The organism is Priestia megaterium (genome assembly GCF_009497655.1).
GTDB lineage: Bacteria > Bacillota > Bacilli > Bacillales > Bacillaceae_H > Priestia > Priestia zanthoxyli.
This window is the reverse complement of record NZ_CP023317.1, coordinates 3,831,147-3,847,356: the sequence shown is the minus strand read 5'-3', so window position 1 is coordinate 3,847,356 and position 16,210 is coordinate 3,831,147. Positions and strand designations below refer to the sequence as shown.

The window sequence follows — 16,210 nt, the reverse complement described above, 5'->3', positions numbered from 1 at the left end:
TCTTTTGTTTTATGATAGAGATAAGAAAATGGTTGTGGGGCTAGGGGGATACGATGAAAATTTTTCGAGAGTTATGGTGGTTTTTCAAACAGGAAAAAAAGTCTTACATAACGGGGATAGCGCTGCTCATTATTGTGGCAGCATTAGAACTTCTCCCGCCTAAAATTATTGGTTTAACGGTAGATGGCATTAAAGAAGGGACGCTGAATGGAAAGCGCTTAATGCAGATGGTTGGCATTTTGCTAGGAGCTGCTGTTGTGGCCTATTTCACAAGATACATATGGCGTATTATGATATTTGGTTCATCTGTTAAACTAGCCAAGCAGCTGAGAAATACCCTCTACACTCATTTTACCAGGATGAATCAGGCCTTTTATCAGCGGCGGCGAATTGGGGATATGATGGCCCATGCAACGAATGATATTCAAGCTATTCAACAAACTGCAGGTTCGGGCGTTTTGACGCTCGTGGATTCCATTGTCACAGGAGGGCTTGTTCTATGCACAATGGCCCTAACAATCAGCTGGAAATTAACGCTTATTTGCCTTATTCCTATGCCGCTTATGGCCGTTTTAACAAGTTACTATGGTACATTGCTTCATGCGCGGTTTCATCACGCACAAGCAGCATTTTCTACTTTAAATGATAAGGTTCAAGAAAGCATTAGCGGAATTAAAGTCATTAAGACGTTTGGGGAAGAAGCAGCTGATGTCGAAGAATTTCGTATGAAGTCTGCAGATGTTGTTCAAAAGAACATGAAAGTAGCACGAGTAGATGCATTGTTTGATCCGACCATTTCGATTATTGTAGCACTTTCTTTTTTACTTGCTCTTATTTTTGGCAGCAAGATGGTGATTAGTGAAGAGTTAACACTGGGACAGCTTGTTACCTTTACAACTTATTTGGGCCTTCTTATTTGGCCGATGCTCGCGTTTGGCTGGCTATTTAACATTGTGGAACGAGGAAGAGCATCATATGACAGGGTATTTTCTTTATTAAAAGAAGAAAATTCGATTGAAGAAGCAGCGCATCCTAGTGTTGAACTGCCAACAGGAAATATTGAAGCTGTTATTCATAGGTTTTCGTATGGTAAAGAAGACGAATACACGTTAAACGAAATTTACTTTACACTTTCTCGCGGTCAAACGTTAGGGATTGTCGGAAAGACGGGTGCTGGGAAAACCACGCTTTTAAAGCTGTTGCTTCGTGAATTTGATGTAAGCGACGGAGCTGTTTTATGGGGAGGAAAAGACATTAAAGATTATGCTTTTGATTCACTGTACAAAAGCATTGGATATGTTCCTCAAGATCACTTTTTGTTTTCAACAACAGTCGCTGCTAATATCGCGTTCGGAAAAGAAGACGCAAGCAATCAAGAAATTCAAGAAGCGGCTAAAGTTGCAAATGTACATAAAGACATCCTCGATTTTACAGATGGCTATCAAACAATAGTAGGTGAAAAAGGCGTTTCGTTATCTGGTGGACAAAAACAGCGTATCTCGATTGCAAGAGCTCTTCTATTAGATCCTGAGCTTTTAATTTTAGATGACTCGCTATCAGCGGTAGATGGAAAAACGGAAGCGGGTATTTTACAAGCGTTGAGGCAAAAACGTCAAAATCGAACAACGATTATTACAGCGCATCGGCTGAGCTCGGTTACTCATGCAGACCTGATTCTTGTCCTTGATAAAGGGAAAATTATTCAGCGAGGAACTCATGAGGAACTGCTTAGCGTGAGCGGCTGGTATCAGGATATGTACGATAGACAGCAGCTTGAACGTGCGGTAGAAGAAGGAGAGACGAAAAATGAAAATTGAGCATTCTTCGGTACATAAACGTCTGTTTCACTATACAATTCCGCATAAAAAATCATTTTTTTTAGCGTTCACTCTATTATTAATTGCTACGGCTGCTGATTTATTAGGGCCCATTTTGATTAAAATTTTCATTGACGATTATTTAACTCCTAAGTATTTGCCTCTTCAGCCTCTGGTGTGGCTTGCAAGCAGTTATTTGCTTTTACAGCTTTTAAAAATTGTCGTTCAATACTTTCAGCTTCTGCAGTTTCAGAATATTGCGCTTCAAATTATTCAGCAGATTCGAATTGACGTTTTTTCTCATGTTCATCGTCTGGCGCTTCGCTTTTTTGACAACACGCCAACGGGAAGCCTTGTTTCTCGAATTACAAATGACACGGAAGCTATGAAAGAAATGTTTGTAGAAGTCATCGCGGTTTTTATTCAAAATGGGGTATTTTTGATTGGTATTTTTATAGCGATGTTTATGCTAGATGTGAAGCTGGCTTTTTACTGTTTAGTTCTTCTCCCGTTTATTTGGGGACTTATGAAGCTTTATCAGCATTACAGCGCTATTTACTACGGACAGCTCCGAGAAAAGCTAAGTCAGTTAAATGCCAAGCTTCATGAGTCTTTGCAAGGCATGTCCATTATTCAATTATTTCGTCAAGAAAAGCGGCTTCGCTCGGAATTTGAAGAAATTAATGATGAGCACTACAAAGCGGGCATGCGCAATATTAAGTTAGATGGTTTGCTACTGAGGCCTGCTGTCGAAATTCTTTATATTTTAGCCGTTATTCTTGTGCTCAGTTATTTTGGCATTTCCGTAGCTGACAGTCCTGTTAAAATTGGTGTTCTTTACGCGTTTATCAACTATTTGGATCGTTTTTTTGAGCCCGTTAATGAAATGATGCAGCGTCTTTCTATGTATCAGCAAGCGATGGTATCAGCCTCCCGGGTATTTGATTTGATGGATGAGGAAGAAAAAAATCCAGTGATGACAGGAGAACAAAAGCAGGGGGTACAAAAAGGAACGGTAGAATTCAAAAACGTCACGTTTTCCTATGACGGTGTTCGAGATGTGCTTTCTGATATATCATTTACGGTAAACGAAGGAGAAACAGTGGCTTTAGTAGGCCATACTGGAAGCGGGAAAAGCTCCATCATTAATTTATTAATGCGTTTTTATGAGCAGCAAAAAGGAGACATTTTGATCGATAATAAACCACTGTCGTCCTTTTCAAATAAACAGCTTCGAGATCAGGTAGGGCTGGTGCTGCAAGATGCCTTTTTATTTGCCGATACCGTAAAGCGAAATATTACGCTGCATGAAGACCATTTTTCTGATGAGCAAGTAAAAGCAGCGGCGAAATTTGTGCAAGCTCACGCATTTATCGAAGCTCTTCCTAATAAGTATAATGAAGTGCTAGTGGAAAGAGGTTCAACTTTATCAAGCGGTCAGCGTCAGCTCTTAGCATTTGCAAGAACGGTGATTCGAAACCCTAAAATCCTTATTCTTGATGAAGCAACAGCCCATATCGATACAGAAACGGAAGAAGCGATTCAAGAAGTGTTAAGAGATATGGGAAAAGGCCGCACAACGATTGCGATTGCCCATCGTTTATCAACTATTCAACACGCCGATTGTATTTTAGTATTGCATAAAGGGAAAATCGTCGAAAAAGGAACGCATGCTGAACTGCTAGATAAAGGCGGTTTGTACTATAATATGTATCAGCTTCAGCACAGTGAAAAAGAGGAAAATTTCAATAAAGAAACAGGAGTAAAAGAGATTTATAAAGAATTGATAGAGTGAAGGTGAAAAAAAGAAACAACCTTCATGAAGAGGTTGTTTCTGTTGTTTGAGCAGGGAATTCATTGTAAACGTTTAATAAATGATCTAATTCTTGACTATGTTTAATAGCAGGTGGAGAGTTTAATCCACTTACTCGGACTATGCGGATGAGTTCTTCTCGTTTCTTTTCAATCGCTAATAGAATATCTTTTTTGGCCAATGCTATGTATCCCTTCTAACAAGTCGTTTACCTAATTATACAAGATAATGGTACTATTTGAAAGAAGTGAGATAAGACAATTTGGTTACAAAATGGTAACGAAAAAGAACAAAAAGAACAAAAAAGGGAAGTGGGAAATGTGGGAGATTTAAATTTATTTTTGGCATTTGGCGCAGGCTTTTTATCGTTTATTTCACCCTGCTGTTTGCCTTTGTATCCAGCTTTTTTATCGTACATAACGGGAGTATCAGTCAGCGAGCTAAAGGAAGGCGCTAGGTCACATCAGCGCAAAGCTTTTATTCACACAGCTTTTTTTCTGCTGGGATTTTCTGTTATCTTTATTATGATTGGTTTTGCGACATCCTTTATTGGTCAGTGGTTTTTTAACTATAAGGATTTAATTCGGCAGATTGGCGCTATTCTTATTATTTTCTTTGGTCTAGTTGTACTAGGGATTTTTAAGCCTCGAATTCTTATGCAGGAACATAAAGTTCAATTCGCCAATAAGCCGGCTGGACTCTTAGGTTCTTCTTTTATTGGTATGGCTTTTGCTGCCGGCTGGACTCCTTGCACGGGACCTATTTTAGTATCGGTTATGGCGCTTGCAGCGACAAACCCAGGATCCGGTCTTTTGTACATGATAACGTATTCACTTGGGTTTTCTATTCCGTTCTTTATCATGACATTCTTTATTGGAAAAATGAATTGGTTAAAAAAACATATGAATTCCATGATGAAAGTTGGCGGATACGCAATGATTGGCATGGGGTTTATTTTATATTTTGACTGGATGACAAAAATTATTATTTATACAACGAGCGTATTTGGAGGGTTTACGGGCTTTTAAAAAGGGAAAACGATACAAAAAAGAATCTGGAAGTTGGCAGGTTCTTTTTTGTTTTTTAAAGACCAAACGTTCATTTTAGCTCTTAGGAAATAAGCAAGAATATGACTCGAAAAAATATATAGAAAAATTTATTTTTACTATATCTTCTATAAATACGGAGTGATACAATGAAATCGTCATATTTTTAATTGTTAAAAAGAGGTGTATAAATTGAAAGATATTTTGTTAATCTTGCTTTTGCAACTGATCTATGTACCGATCTTGACGCTGCGCACAATTTTTTTAGTCAAAGGTATGAGTATGTATGCCTCAGTTTTTGGATTTGTTGAAGCGTTAATTTATGTATTTGGCTTATCCCTAGTATTTTCAGGAGATCAAAGCACGCTTGCTATGGTTGTATACGCAGTTGGATTTGGAGTGGGAATTATACTTGGAAGTTATATCGAATCTAGGCTTGCTATCGGATATACAACATTCTTAGTTAACCTTATGACCAAAAATGAAGAGTTAATTAACCGCCTTCGACAGGAAGGTTTTGGTGTTACTGTGTACCAAGGTGAAGGAAGAGACAGTGCACGCTATAGATTAGACATTTTAACAAAAAGAAGTAGAGAAGAAGAGCTATTAGCATTCATTGAAGAATATGAGCCTCGTGCTTTCATTATTTCATACGAGCCTCGTAAATTTAAAGGCGGGTTCTTACTAAAAGCAATGAAAAAGCAAAAACAAAAGCAAAAAGCAAAAGCAGATATTACCTCTACTAAATAAAAACAGAAGAGATCCTCTTCTGTTTTTTTGTTGCACTTTTACTTCTGATGTTTTTTGGATTATAATATAAGTACACACTAAACTATAGTAAAGGAAGGATTTCATTGGTTATTGCTTCAACACTTGTCGCAATTTTTATGGCTTCTTTCATATTAGTTGTTCGAATGAAAGCTGCTGATAAACCAACGAATGCAAAAAAAATTATACTTCCGCCTTTTTTTATGAGTACGGGAGCGTTAATGTTTATCTTTCCAATGTTTCGAGTAACGGGTGCAGAACTGCTTGAGGCGTTAATAGCAGGCATGATCTTCTCAATCCTGTTAATTAAAACGTCTAAATTTGAAATTCGTGACGATCATATTTACTTGAAGCGTTCAAAAGCTTTTGCATTCATTATTATTGGTTTGCTTATTATTCGAATTGCAATGAAAATATATTTAAGTTCTTCAATTGATGTTGGCCAGCTTGGCGGTATGTTCTGGATTTTAGCATTTGGTATGATTGTACCTTGGCGCATTGCGATGTACACATCGTACAAAAAGCTCGAACGAAAGCTGCACAATGATCGTCTTGGAAATACAACGATATTAAATTAAAAAAGGTGGCTACGCAGCCACCTTTTTTGATTTAAAATAAATGCTGATAGGGGACGGCATCTATTTTTTGCTTTTTTAATGTTTTTAATAAAAATTTATGATCACGTTTAGGCGTAGCTAAGATGTATCCACGTACGATTAAGTCTTCTGTTATAGAGGCGGCTTGTTCCTCAAGTGCGAGTTCCCCAATTTTCCCTGCAATTTTTTGTTTGGCCACATCGCGAAATAGTTCAGGTACTGGTTCAACAAGAACGTTTAATAGCTGCTTTTGATCCGCTGACCAAAGGTGAATGGTTTTGGAAAGATAGTGATCTTGCCAATCAAGTTCAGACATGCCGTCTTCTTTTGGTAAGCGCTTTAAAAATTTTCTGAACATAAAAAATCCGCCGATAGCAAACATGCTCATTAAAAAGACAACCCAAAATAAAATAACCCATAAAAACCAGCCCTCTAGCATATTTTTCACTCCTTTATAAAGAGATTAATCATAACATTACTATATTTATACATTTATTATAAAAGCCTTGTTCCTTTTATGGCAATATAAAATTCCTGCACTTTATGTGAAAAGAGAGTCATTTTTGACTTGTTGATAAGTTTATATTGACTTATCGATAAGTGAATTATCGTTAGAATTATCTAAAAATGCTTATTTTTCAGCCTTTTAAAAGTTGGCACGTTTTTTGCATATAAACTAATTGAAGAATTATTTAATATGAGAGGAAGATAAAAAATGAGTCAAACTTTTAGCAAAGTAGCAACAAATTTACCGGGAGAAAATGCAAAGCAATTATTAGATAGAAGACACCGTGCCATTCCGAAAGGTGTAAGTTATGGCATTCCGACATTTGCTGATACGGCTGAAGGGGCGATCGTTAAAGATGTCGATGGCAATACGTTTATTGATTTCGTAGGGGCAATTGGCACAATCAATGTAGGTCATAGTCATCCAAAAGTGAAAGAAGCGCTTCACAAGCAAGTAGACCGTTTTATTCACACAGGATTTAATGTCATGATGTATGAGTCATATGTAGAGCTTGCAGAAAGACTAGCAGCAATTGCTCCTGGTGAATTTGACAAGAAAGTATTACTTTTAAATAGCGGAGCAGAAGCTGTAGAAAATGCAGTGAAAATTGCTCGTAAATATACAAAGCGTCAAGGAATTATTTCATTTAACCGCGGTTTCCACGGCCGTACATTAATGACAATGACAATGACAAGTAAAGTAAAGCCATATAAATATGAATTTGGACCGTTTGCTCCTGAAGTATACAAAGCTCCATATCCTTATGAGTATCGCCGCCCACAAGGATTATCAGTTGAAGCATACGAAGAGTTTATGATCACTGAATTCAAAAACTTCTTAAATACAGAAGTAGCACCAGAAACGATTGCAGCTGTTGTAATGGAGCCAATTCAAGGCGAAGGTGGTTTCATTGTTCCAGGTAAACGTTTTGTGCAAGAAGTGTATCAATTATGTAAAGAGCACGGAATTTTATTTGTATCAGATGAAATTCAAGCTGGTTTTGCACGTACGGGACGCTACTTCGGTATTGAACACTTTGACGTTGCACCAGATTTAATTACAGTATCTAAATCACTAGGAGCTGGTGTACCGATTAGTGGTGTCATCGGCCGCGCTGAAATCATGGATGAATCTAATCCTGGTGAGCTTGGCGGAACGTACTGCGGAAGCCCTCTTGGATGTGAAGCGGCTTTAGCTGTACTTGATATCATTGAAGAAGAAAAGCTAAATGAACGCGGTGAGTACCTTGGAAAAGTGGTAACATCACGATTTGAAAAATTAGCAGAAAAATATGACTGTATCGGTGATATCCGCGGATTAGGAGCTATGTCTGCTATCGAGCTTGTGAAAGACCGCGAAACAAAAGAAGCGGATAAAGAGCTTACACAGCGCATCGTAAAAGAAGCAAACAAACGTGGATTATTACTGCTTAGCGCGGGAGTATTCGGAAACGTTCTTCGTATCTTAATGCCGATTGTTATTACAGATGAGCAGCTAGAAGAAGGCTTAGCTATTTTTGAAGCAGCACTAGAAGCAAGCGTGCAGCAAACGGTTGAAGTATAAGAGAAATTGAGGAATGAGTGAAGAGAGAACTCTTCACTCATTCTTCATGAATCACAAAGAATGGATATGTTTGGACACTCTATTTATAGATTTTTCATTTTCTGATAAAATAAAATAATAATTATTTTTTGACGAAAAGGTGATTCAAATGACCATTCATAAAAAGCAGATTCAGCAAATTAACGACGAACTTTACGATATATTTGAGTCATCATTTGATGAAATCTTTGTAACTGATGCAAATGGGTATGTATTAGTTGTAAATTCAGAGTGTGAAAAAAATTATGCTTTGAAAGTGGAAGATTTTATTGGAAAGCACGTAAAAGAACTTCAGGAAATGGGCATCTTTTATCCTTCGGCCACGTTAAAGGTGATTGAATCTAATCAAGCAATTGAATTGGTTCAAAAAACAAACTCAGGCCGATATCTTCATGTGCGGACTAGGCCAGTATTTACTAATGACGGGCAATTGAAAAGTGTTATTAGCTATTCTCGAGATCTCACAGACTTAATGGAATTAAAACGAAAAGTAGAAGAGATGGAAGAACAGCTTGAAAACTATAAAAAAGAGTTAAACGAATCCGTAGATTTAGAAGGAATCGTAACAAAAAGCGAAGCGATGAAAAAAGTTTTTTCAACCATTCAACGAGTTGCTTCTGTAAATACAACCGTTCTCTTACTTGGAGAAACAGGGGTAGGAAAAAGCAGAGTAGCAAAACTGCTTCATCAGCTTAGTACAAGAAAACAGCAGCCGTATCATGAGCTTAATTGTGCAGCGCTTCCTGAACAGCTTATTGAGTCAGAGCTATTTGGCTATGAAGGCGGTACGTTCACTGGAGCATTTCGCGAAGGGAAAAAAGGGATCATTGAGCTTTCGAACGAAGGCACGCTTTTTCTAGATGAGATTGGTGAACTTTCTCTTTCAGCACAAAGTAAGTTGCTCCATGTACTGCAAGACCGTACAATTCGTCCCGTGGGCTCAACAAGAGCAGTATCAATAGACGTACGAATTATTGCTGCTACGAATCAAAATCTGGAGCAAATGGTCGAAGAAGGAAAGTTTAGACGTGATTTGTACTATCGACTTAACGTGGTGCCAATTACGATCCCACCTTTACGAGAGCGAAAAGAAGATATTCTGCCTCTTGTCTATCAGTTTCTTCATCATTTTAATACGGTATACGAACGTAATGTACGCTTATCACCAAAGGCATTAGATGCATTTTTAGGGCAGGAATGGAAAGGAAACGTTCGTGAAGTGGAAAATATCATTGAGCGTCTGGTTGTTATAGGAGAAGAAATGATTACGCTTAAAGACTTGCCATTTGCAAAAGAGTTTGCTATCGATCCACCTGTGCATACGCTTCCTGAAATGATTGAACATGTGGAAAAAGAAATGGTCATCAAGGCGTTTGAACAGCATAGGTCATCTTACAAAGTAGCCGAACAGCTTGGTATTAGTCAATCACAAGCGAGCCGTAAAATTCGAAAATATGTGTCGGACAGTACCGAACAGTGAGTAGATAAATTTAAGCAGGGAGTGAAGAAATATGAAGCAAGCAAACTTATATATTAACGGAGAATTTGTTTCAGCAAATGATACATACGAAGTGGTAAATCCAGCAACAAATGAAGTAGTAGCTACCGTTGCAAAAGGCGGAGAAAAAGAAGCAAAGCTAGCAGCAGATGCTGCCTATGAAGCGTTTCAAACATGGTCTAAAAAAACAGCAGAAGAGCGCGGTAAATTATTATTTAAATGGCATCAGCTGATCGAAGAACACACCGATGAACTTGCTGAAATCATGACAGTCGAGCAAGGTAAGCCTCTTAAAGAAGCAAAAGGTGAAATTGGCTATGCCAACGGATTCGTTTCATGGTACGCAGAAGAAGGAAAACGCATTTACGGAGAAACAATTCCAGCTTCTTCTCCTAATAAACGATTATTTGCTCATAAGCAGCCTGTGGGAGTTATGGCAGCTATTACACCTTGGAACTTCCCAGCAGCTATGATTACGCGTAAAGTAGCGCCAGCTTTAGCAGCTGGATGTACAGCGGTTATTAAACCGGCAGAACAAACGCCACTAACGGCTCTTCGTCTAGCAGAGCTGGCGCAGGAAGCAGGTATTCCAAAAGGGGTAATGAATGTAGTTACAGGAGATGCAAAAGCAATTGGAGAAGCGTGGCTGCAAGATGGACGCGTACGCAAACTATCGTTTACGGGCTCTACAGAAGTAGGTAAACTATTAATGCGCGGAGCAGCTGATACGGTTAAAAAAGTGTCTTTAGAATTAGGAGGACACGCTCCGTTTATCGTAACAGCAAATGCTGATTTAGATAAAGCAGTAACAAATGCAATTGCTTCTAAATTCCGTAACGCTGGTCAAACATGCGTATGTACAAACCGCATCTACGTGCACGAGTCTATTGCTAAACCGTTCGCAGAGCAGTTTGCAGCAGCTGTTAGTCAGCTGAAAGTCGGAAACGGCTTAGAAGAAGGTACGGATATCGGACCTTTAATCGATGAAAAAGCGTTAGAAAAAGTAAAGCGCCACTTAGATGATGTTGTAGCAAAGGGTGGAAACGTCTTGACTGGAGGGGCTGTACGCGAAGAGGGAAGCGGACTTTTTGTTGAGCCTACGGTTGTAGATGGTGCAACGGATGACATGCTTTGTATGTACGAAGAAACATTCGGACCAATTGCTCCAATTGCAACGTATCAAACAGAAGAAGAAGTTATTCGCCGTGCAAATAACTCGCCTTACGGATTAGCAGCTTATGTGTTCACTGAAAATATTTCAGAAGCTATTCGTATTGCTGAAGCTTTAGAATATGGTATTGTAGGGCTAAATGATGGACTACCTTCTACACCACAAGCGCCGTTTGGCGGCTTTAAAGAAAGTGGACTTGGACGTGAAGGCGGACATTACGGAATTGAAGAATATTTAGAAGTAAAATATATTTCTTTAGGCTTTTAATAAAAAGTGATTTCGCTTTCCTGCGAAATCACTTTTTTAGTAATAGTACACGTGGGGAATTTGTGCATGGATTGATTGGAAATTCATGAATAAAAAACAAAACTCCTCAAGAGTACAGCATGCAAGGTCTTCGCAATCGTGAGAATTAAAAAAATCTTCTAGTATAGTTGGTTCGGCGTCTTTAAATAACCAGTGGTGTTCAACATCTTCAAATTTGCCTCGATAAACCTCGCTCAGTCCATAAAAGTCAAATATATCTTCCAACTGCTTTTGGTGCATAGCCATCCCTCCTCTTCTTAGTATAAGAAAAAGAAAGAGATATTAAACAAGCCGTCATACTACTTTGTTTTTTTTGAAAAAATCTCGTATAGTTAATAGTAATGACAAGCAAAGGAGTTTCGGCATGTTTACATATATCACGTTATTTGGTTTTCTTGGATTCGCTGTGTATTCGAGTACGTGGATTTATTCCATTGTCAAAAAAGATGGAAGAGCAAAGAAAAATGGAAAGGGTACTCTTATTAGTTTTCTTGTGATGCTTATCGGGTTAGTCGGTATGCAGTTTACATAACTATAGATTATTTTGACATTTTTACCACCTTCACTTATAGTTAACGTTGGGCGAACATATGTATGATTTTGGTTACGGTGCTTGCCTTAAGTTGAAAAAGAAAGAAGGTGGCATATTTGAGATATCACACACATATTGCAACATCGATTGCTGCCGGTGCCGGTGTGGCTATAACAGGAGAAGCTTCGTTTACATTTCCTTATGTTGTAGGCATTGCGATTGGAGCGCTGCTTCCTGATATAGATGAACCAAATTCATATATTGGTAGAAGATCTCTTGGTCTCGCAAAAGTCATTAAATCTATTTTTGGACACCGAGGTATCACGCATTCTATTCTTGCAAGTGGACTTATTTTTTATTTACATACGATGTATAACAACGATTTTACATTAGGGATAGCCTATGGGTACGCTTTTCATATTCTTGGAGATTTCTTTTCTAAACGAGGGGTACCTTTTTTCTCTCCTCTTAGCAAGAAGAAGTTTAAGCCTCCTTTAACATATGAAACAGGTGGTGGAGCAGAGACTCTCATCTTTTACCTGGCAGTGATAGGAAGTTTCTATATGCTTTATAAGTATCAGCTGTACACCCAGCTGTTTTAAAGAAAGAAGCCATCTGAGTAAATTAGATGGCTTCTTTTACACTTCTACCACATAAAGTTCAGGCGTTTTCATAGGCAGGGTAATGGTAATGCTTGTGCCGTCATTTTCTTCACTTGATACGTGGAAAAAGCCATTATGCTCGTTAATAATTTTGTTGCAAATGGTTAGTCCCAGGCCTATTCCTCGTTCTTTTGTTGTATAAAAAGGCTCTCCTATATGAGGGATACGCTTTGAGTCAATTCCACATCCGCTATCTTTTATCACAATGCATAGCGTTTCTCTAGCTGATTTTTCAATCGATACAGCCAGCTTGCCGCCGCTTTCCATAGAATCAATGGCATTTTGTATAATATGAATAAATACTTGGGTTAGCTGTGTTTTTTGCCCACTAATGAGCAGGGGATATTCTTTTGGATAATGGCGAATGATGTGGATGTCTTTGACTTCGGTAACCGGTTCAAATTGCTTTAATACCTCATCTAGCAAGTCTGTCATAATAAGGCTTTCTGTATATGCGTACTCTCGTTTAGCTAAACTCATAAATTCTGCGATAATATGTTCAATTTGTGAGAGCTCGTGCTGAATGAGATCTCGATAAATCATTGTTTTTTTCGGCTGCTGTGTCTCACTGAACAGTTGTATAAACCCTTTAATGGTTGTCAAAGGATTTCTAACCTCGTGTGCGATACTTGCAGCAAGGTGACCAATGACAGAGAGTTTTTCTGAATTCTGGATCTTTTTCTCTGCTTGTCTTTTCTCTGTTACGTCTCGTGAGATAAATACAAACCCTTCGATTTCTCCAGTAGCTGTGATAATTGGAGCGCCTTTACATTCTAATAAAACGATGGTGCCATTCACGTGAAACTTCCGGTATTCAAATGTGGAGGCATCTTTTGTTTTGCTCATGTTAGCTAAAATAGTCGAGATTAGGTGCTTGTCTTCAGGATACGCATTGATAAGCACATGTTGTCCAATAAGTTCATCAGGATAAACCCCTAATGTTTTAGCGTAAGAAGGAGAAGCGTATTCATAAATGCCATCTTCAGTAATAGCACATACTAAATCATGCGTATGAGATAAAATAGCTTGATGCTTTGGTTCATTGTCATCCGCAATGATTCGATCTTTTAATGGATAAAAAAGCTGATCTTCTTGGTTAGTGAAGGTGTGCCGAACTTGAGTGCCGCACATTCTGCAAAAATTATAATCTTCCTTATAGTTACAAGAAGGACAAACGGGCATCGAATCACTCCAATCAGATCTATGCAGTGAGAGAGTTCTCAAGCACATATAATCATTATTATATATTCAAATTATAGGAAAAAATATGAAAAATCAAATGTGCTATAGAGAGGGGAATTGGGCTTGAAAACCCTATAAAGGGATTTCAAATACATGTTTTTAGTTGCAAATAGATAAAAAATGGGAATTTTTACACATTTAAAAAATTAAGACATCAAATAAGAGGTGAATAATACCTCTTATTTGATGTCTTGATAATGCTCTAGCGCACGCTCTCTAGCTGCTTTATGATCGACAATTGGAGTGGGATATGTTTTATCAAGCGTAACGTTTGCTTTTTCTAATACGTCTGCTGGAGCCTCCCAAGGTTTATGAATGTAGGGGGAAGGCAGATCTCTAAGCTCTGGAAGCCACTTTTTAATATATTCTCCTTCTTTATCAAATTTTTCTGATTGAGCAGTTGGATTAAAGATACGAAAATATGGCGCGGCGTCTGCTCCCGAGCCTGCAACCCACTGCCAGCCCATTGTGTTGTTAGCTAAATCTGCGTCTACTAAGGTATCAAAAAACCAATTTGCTCCGTGTTTCCAATGAATTAAAAGGTGTTTTACTAAAAAGGAAGCAGCTACCATTCGAACTCGATTGTGCATAAACCCTGTTTCCCACAGCTCCCGCATTCCGGCATCGACAAGGGGATAGCCGGTTTTTCCATTTTTCCAAGCTTGAAGCTCTTCATTGCCGTCCGCCCACTGAAATTGCTTGAATTTTTCATTCAGCGGTTCACTTGTAGTGTGTGGGAAATGATAAAGCAGCTGATAAGCAAAATCTCTCCATACAAGTTGGCGAATAAACATTTCAGCTTGATGTTCAAAAGCATTAGAGCTTACTTTTTCTGCTTTATTTCTTAAATAATGATAAAGAACGCGAGCTGAGAGCTGTCCTGAAGCGAAATAAGGAGAAAGGAATGAATTGAATGCTTCAGCAGGAAAATCTCGTCCTTTTTCATAATGCAGCAGCTTATTCTTTAAAAACGTTTTGAAGCTATTAATAGCGCCTTGTTCCGTAGCGTCCCACGTAGACTTAATCGTTTCATCCCACGGTATGCTTGGAAGCAAATCCAGATCTGAGACTGAAAGAGATTCAATCGATGAAGAAAAGGCGTGGATGGAAGTAACTTTTTTTACAGTAGAAGATACGGCATGTTTTTGAGAAGCTTTATAGTAAGCTGTAAATACTTTATAAGGATCTCCATTTTCTTTTTTGATTTTCCAAGGTTCATGAAGGAGAAATCCCTCAAATGTGCGAATATTTATTTGTTGCTCTGAAAAAAAAGCTTGAAGCTCTTTATCTCTTTTTAGCGCATGTGGTTCATAGCGTCTGTTCCAATAAATATCTTGCGCATTCGTTTCATGGATTAACTTTTGCAACACATCTTTAGGGTTTCCTTTTTTTATAATCAGCGTTCCTTCTATTTTTTCGATCGAAGTTTTGAAGTCATTTAGCGCATGGTGAAGCCACCATTTACTTGCACTTCCCATTGAGCTTTCTTCATCGTCATCATGAATATAAACAGGTACAACCATTCCTTCTTTCGCTGCGTGAAATAGAGCTGGGTTATCTACTAACCGAAAATCTTTTCGAATCCATACGATAATGGTTTTCTTCATCATGTGCCACCTTTCTATTTGCAATTTGCCTCGATTATAGCTTTTTTCTTATACGTTCTACAATTTTGAATGTGTAGAAAGCCTATTTTCGTATGGACGAATTTCAGATTGATTGTAAAAAGAATAACGTAAACAGAGTAAGAGAATGGGAAGGAGCCCTTAAAAATGAGAAATTCGTATGGAATGAAACAAACCGGACAACCGATATCCAATCCATATATGCAAGCAGCACCTAAACCTGCTAAAATGCCGCCAATGCCTTCTGCAAAGGAAATGCAGGCAATGCCGATACAAGAAGGCACAAGTCAAATGCCGATGCACGGAGAAATGCCGCCGATGAAAGACGGAATGCCGCCGATGCATGGCGGAATGAGTCAAATGCCAACTATGCAAAAAGACATGAATCAAATGCCAATGTACGGAGAACTACCGCCAATGCATGGAGGGATGGATCAAATGCCGATGAAAGACGGAATGCCGCCAATGCATGGAGGGATGGGTCAAATGCCGATGCAGGGTGGAATGCCGCCAATGCACGGAGGGATGGGTCAAATGCCGATGCAGGGTGGAATGCCGCCAATGCACGAAGGAATGTGCCAAATGCCGATGCAAGGTGGAATGCCGCCAATGCACGGAGGAATGTGCCAAATGCCGATGCAAGGTGGAATGCCGCCAATGCACGGAGGAATGGGCCAAATGCCGATGCAAGGTGGAATGCCGCCAATGCACGGAGGAATGGGTCAAATGCCGATGCAAGGTGGAATGCCGCCAATGCACGGAGGAATGGGTCAAATGCCGATGCAAGGTGGAATGCCACCAATGCACGGAGGAATGGGTCAAATGTCGATGCAAGGTGGAATGCCGCCAATGCACGGAGGGATGGGTCAAATGCCGATGCATGATTGCGGATGCCGCGATTTCTCAGCACCCGTTGGTCATCAGCAGCCTCATTCTTTAAATGAGTGGATGTTCATGCAACAAACAAATCCACGCTCTTTTTAATAAATCCTTTACCCTAGATAAAAGGGATGTATTTTTGGAT

At 38.9% G+C, this 16,210-nt stretch carries 16 protein-coding genes; 11 read left to right on the top strand and 5 right to left on the bottom strand.

The features are described from left to right. Positions 1–53 precede the first annotated feature (53 nt). The gene (locus CEQ83_RS19720; protein WP_028411363.1) at positions 54–1,817 is read left to right on the top strand and encodes an ABC transporter transmembrane domain-containing protein; all 1,764 of its coding nucleotides are present in this window, start codon (positions 54–56) and stop codon (positions 1,815–1,817) included. Next, complete coding sequence (locus tag CEQ83_RS19715) at positions 1,807–3,612, top strand: ABC transporter ATP-binding protein (RefSeq protein WP_028411362.1); 1,806 nt, start codon at positions 1,807–1,809, stop codon at positions 3,610–3,612. Before CEQ83_RS19720 ends, CEQ83_RS19715 begins: the two co-directional genes overlap by 11 nt. Before the next feature lie 22 nt (positions 3,613–3,634). On the opposite strand, the gene CEQ83_RS19710 is transcribed toward CEQ83_RS19715, so the two are convergent. Next, positions 3,635–3,811 (bottom strand): aspartyl-phosphate phosphatase Spo0E family protein, encoded by a 177-nt coding sequence (locus tag CEQ83_RS19710; RefSeq protein ID WP_013084718.1) that lies wholly within the window; start codon positions 3,809–3,811, stop codon positions 3,635–3,637. 139 nt (positions 3,812–3,950) lie between these two features. Here CEQ83_RS19710 and CEQ83_RS19705 point away from each other — a divergent pair, with 139 nt between their 5' ends. The 3 genes from CEQ83_RS19705 to CEQ83_RS19695 all read left to right on the top strand — a co-directional run bounded on the left by CEQ83_RS19705 (position 3,951) and on the right by CEQ83_RS19695 (position 6,022). Further along, positions 3,951–4,658 (top strand): cytochrome c biogenesis CcdA family protein, encoded by a 708-nt coding sequence (locus CEQ83_RS19705; protein ID WP_028411361.1) that lies wholly within the window; start codon positions 3,951–3,953, stop codon positions 4,656–4,658. Positions 4,659–4,868: 210 nt separating this feature from the next. Then, positions 4,869–5,426 carry a DUF2179 domain-containing protein gene (locus tag CEQ83_RS19700; RefSeq protein ID WP_013058767.1) on the top strand — a complete coding sequence of 186 codons (558 nt, stop codon included), beginning with the start codon at positions 4,869–4,871 and terminating at the stop codon, positions 5,424–5,426. Positions 5,427–5,530: 104 nt separating this feature from the next. Further along, the gene (locus CEQ83_RS19695; protein WP_013084715.1) at positions 5,531–6,022 is read left to right on the top strand and encodes a CcdC family protein; all 492 of its coding nucleotides are present in this window, start codon (positions 5,531–5,533) and stop codon (positions 6,020–6,022) included. A gap of 31 nt (positions 6,023–6,053) precedes the next feature. On the opposite strand, the gene CEQ83_RS19690 is transcribed toward CEQ83_RS19695, so the two are convergent. Next, positions 6,054–6,479 (bottom strand): DUF2621 domain-containing protein, encoded by a 426-nt coding sequence (locus CEQ83_RS19690; RefSeq protein WP_028411360.1) that lies wholly within the window; start codon positions 6,477–6,479, stop codon positions 6,054–6,056. Positions 6,480–6,755: 276 nt separating this feature from the next. Between CEQ83_RS19690 and gabT the strand changes: the two genes are divergently transcribed. The 3 genes from gabT to CEQ83_RS19675 all read left to right on the top strand — a co-directional run bounded on the left by gabT (position 6,756) and on the right by CEQ83_RS19675 (position 11,086). Continuing rightward, positions 6,756–8,111, top strand: a complete 1,356-nt coding sequence (gene gabT / locus CEQ83_RS19685; protein WP_028411359.1) for a 4-aminobutyrate--2-oxoglutarate transaminase — start codon at positions 6,756–6,758, stop codon at positions 8,109–8,111. Between the two features lie 148 nt (positions 8,112–8,259). Next, the gene (locus tag CEQ83_RS19680) at positions 8,260–9,630 is read left to right on the top strand and encodes a sigma-54 interaction domain-containing protein (RefSeq protein WP_155017476.1); all 1,371 of its coding nucleotides are present in this window, start codon (positions 8,260–8,262) and stop codon (positions 9,628–9,630) included. Positions 9,631–9,661: 31 nt separating this feature from the next. Beyond that, complete coding sequence (locus tag CEQ83_RS19675) at positions 9,662–11,086, top strand: NAD-dependent succinate-semialdehyde dehydrogenase (protein WP_028411357.1); 1,425 nt, start codon at positions 9,662–9,664, stop codon at positions 11,084–11,086. Between the two features lie 36 nt (positions 11,087–11,122). Here CEQ83_RS19675 and CEQ83_RS19670 read toward each other — a convergent pair whose 3' ends face one another. After that, complete coding sequence (locus CEQ83_RS19670; RefSeq protein WP_028411356.1) at positions 11,123–11,365, bottom strand: hypothetical protein; 243 nt, start codon at positions 11,363–11,365, stop codon at positions 11,123–11,125. A gap of 124 nt (positions 11,366–11,489) precedes the next feature. On the opposite strand from CEQ83_RS19670, the gene CEQ83_RS27260 reads away from it, so the two are divergent. Together CEQ83_RS27260 and CEQ83_RS19665 are read left to right on the top strand one after the other, a co-directional pair. Further along, the gene (locus tag CEQ83_RS27260; RefSeq protein ID WP_165573659.1) at positions 11,490–11,657 is read left to right on the top strand and encodes a hypothetical protein; all 168 of its coding nucleotides are present in this window, start codon (positions 11,490–11,492) and stop codon (positions 11,655–11,657) included. 116 nt (positions 11,658–11,773) lie between these two features. After that, positions 11,774–12,259, top strand: coding sequence for a metal-dependent hydrolase (locus tag CEQ83_RS19665; protein WP_028411355.1), 486 nt, complete (start codon positions 11,774–11,776; stop codon positions 12,257–12,259). 36 nt (positions 12,260–12,295) lie between these two features. Here CEQ83_RS19665 and CEQ83_RS19660 read toward each other — a convergent pair whose 3' ends face one another. Together CEQ83_RS19660 and CEQ83_RS19655 are read right to left on the bottom strand one after the other, a co-directional pair. Further along, on the bottom strand, positions 12,296–13,501 hold the full coding sequence (locus CEQ83_RS19660) for an ATP-binding protein (protein ID WP_028411354.1): 1,206 nt from the start codon (positions 13,499–13,501) through the stop codon (positions 12,296–12,298). Positions 13,502–13,740: 239 nt separating this feature from the next. Continuing rightward, a complete protein-coding gene (locus tag CEQ83_RS19655) occupies positions 13,741–15,168 on the bottom strand; it encodes a cryptochrome/photolyase family protein (protein WP_154973162.1) in 1,428 nt (475 codons plus the stop codon). A 165-nt stretch (positions 15,169–15,333) separates the two neighbouring features. Here CEQ83_RS19655 and CEQ83_RS19650 point away from each other — a divergent pair, with 165 nt between their 5' ends. Next, positions 15,334–16,170, top strand: coding sequence for a polyadenylate binding domain-containing protein (locus CEQ83_RS19650; protein ID WP_155010515.1), 837 nt, complete (start codon positions 15,334–15,336; stop codon positions 16,168–16,170). Positions 16,171–16,210 lie beyond the last annotated feature (40 nt).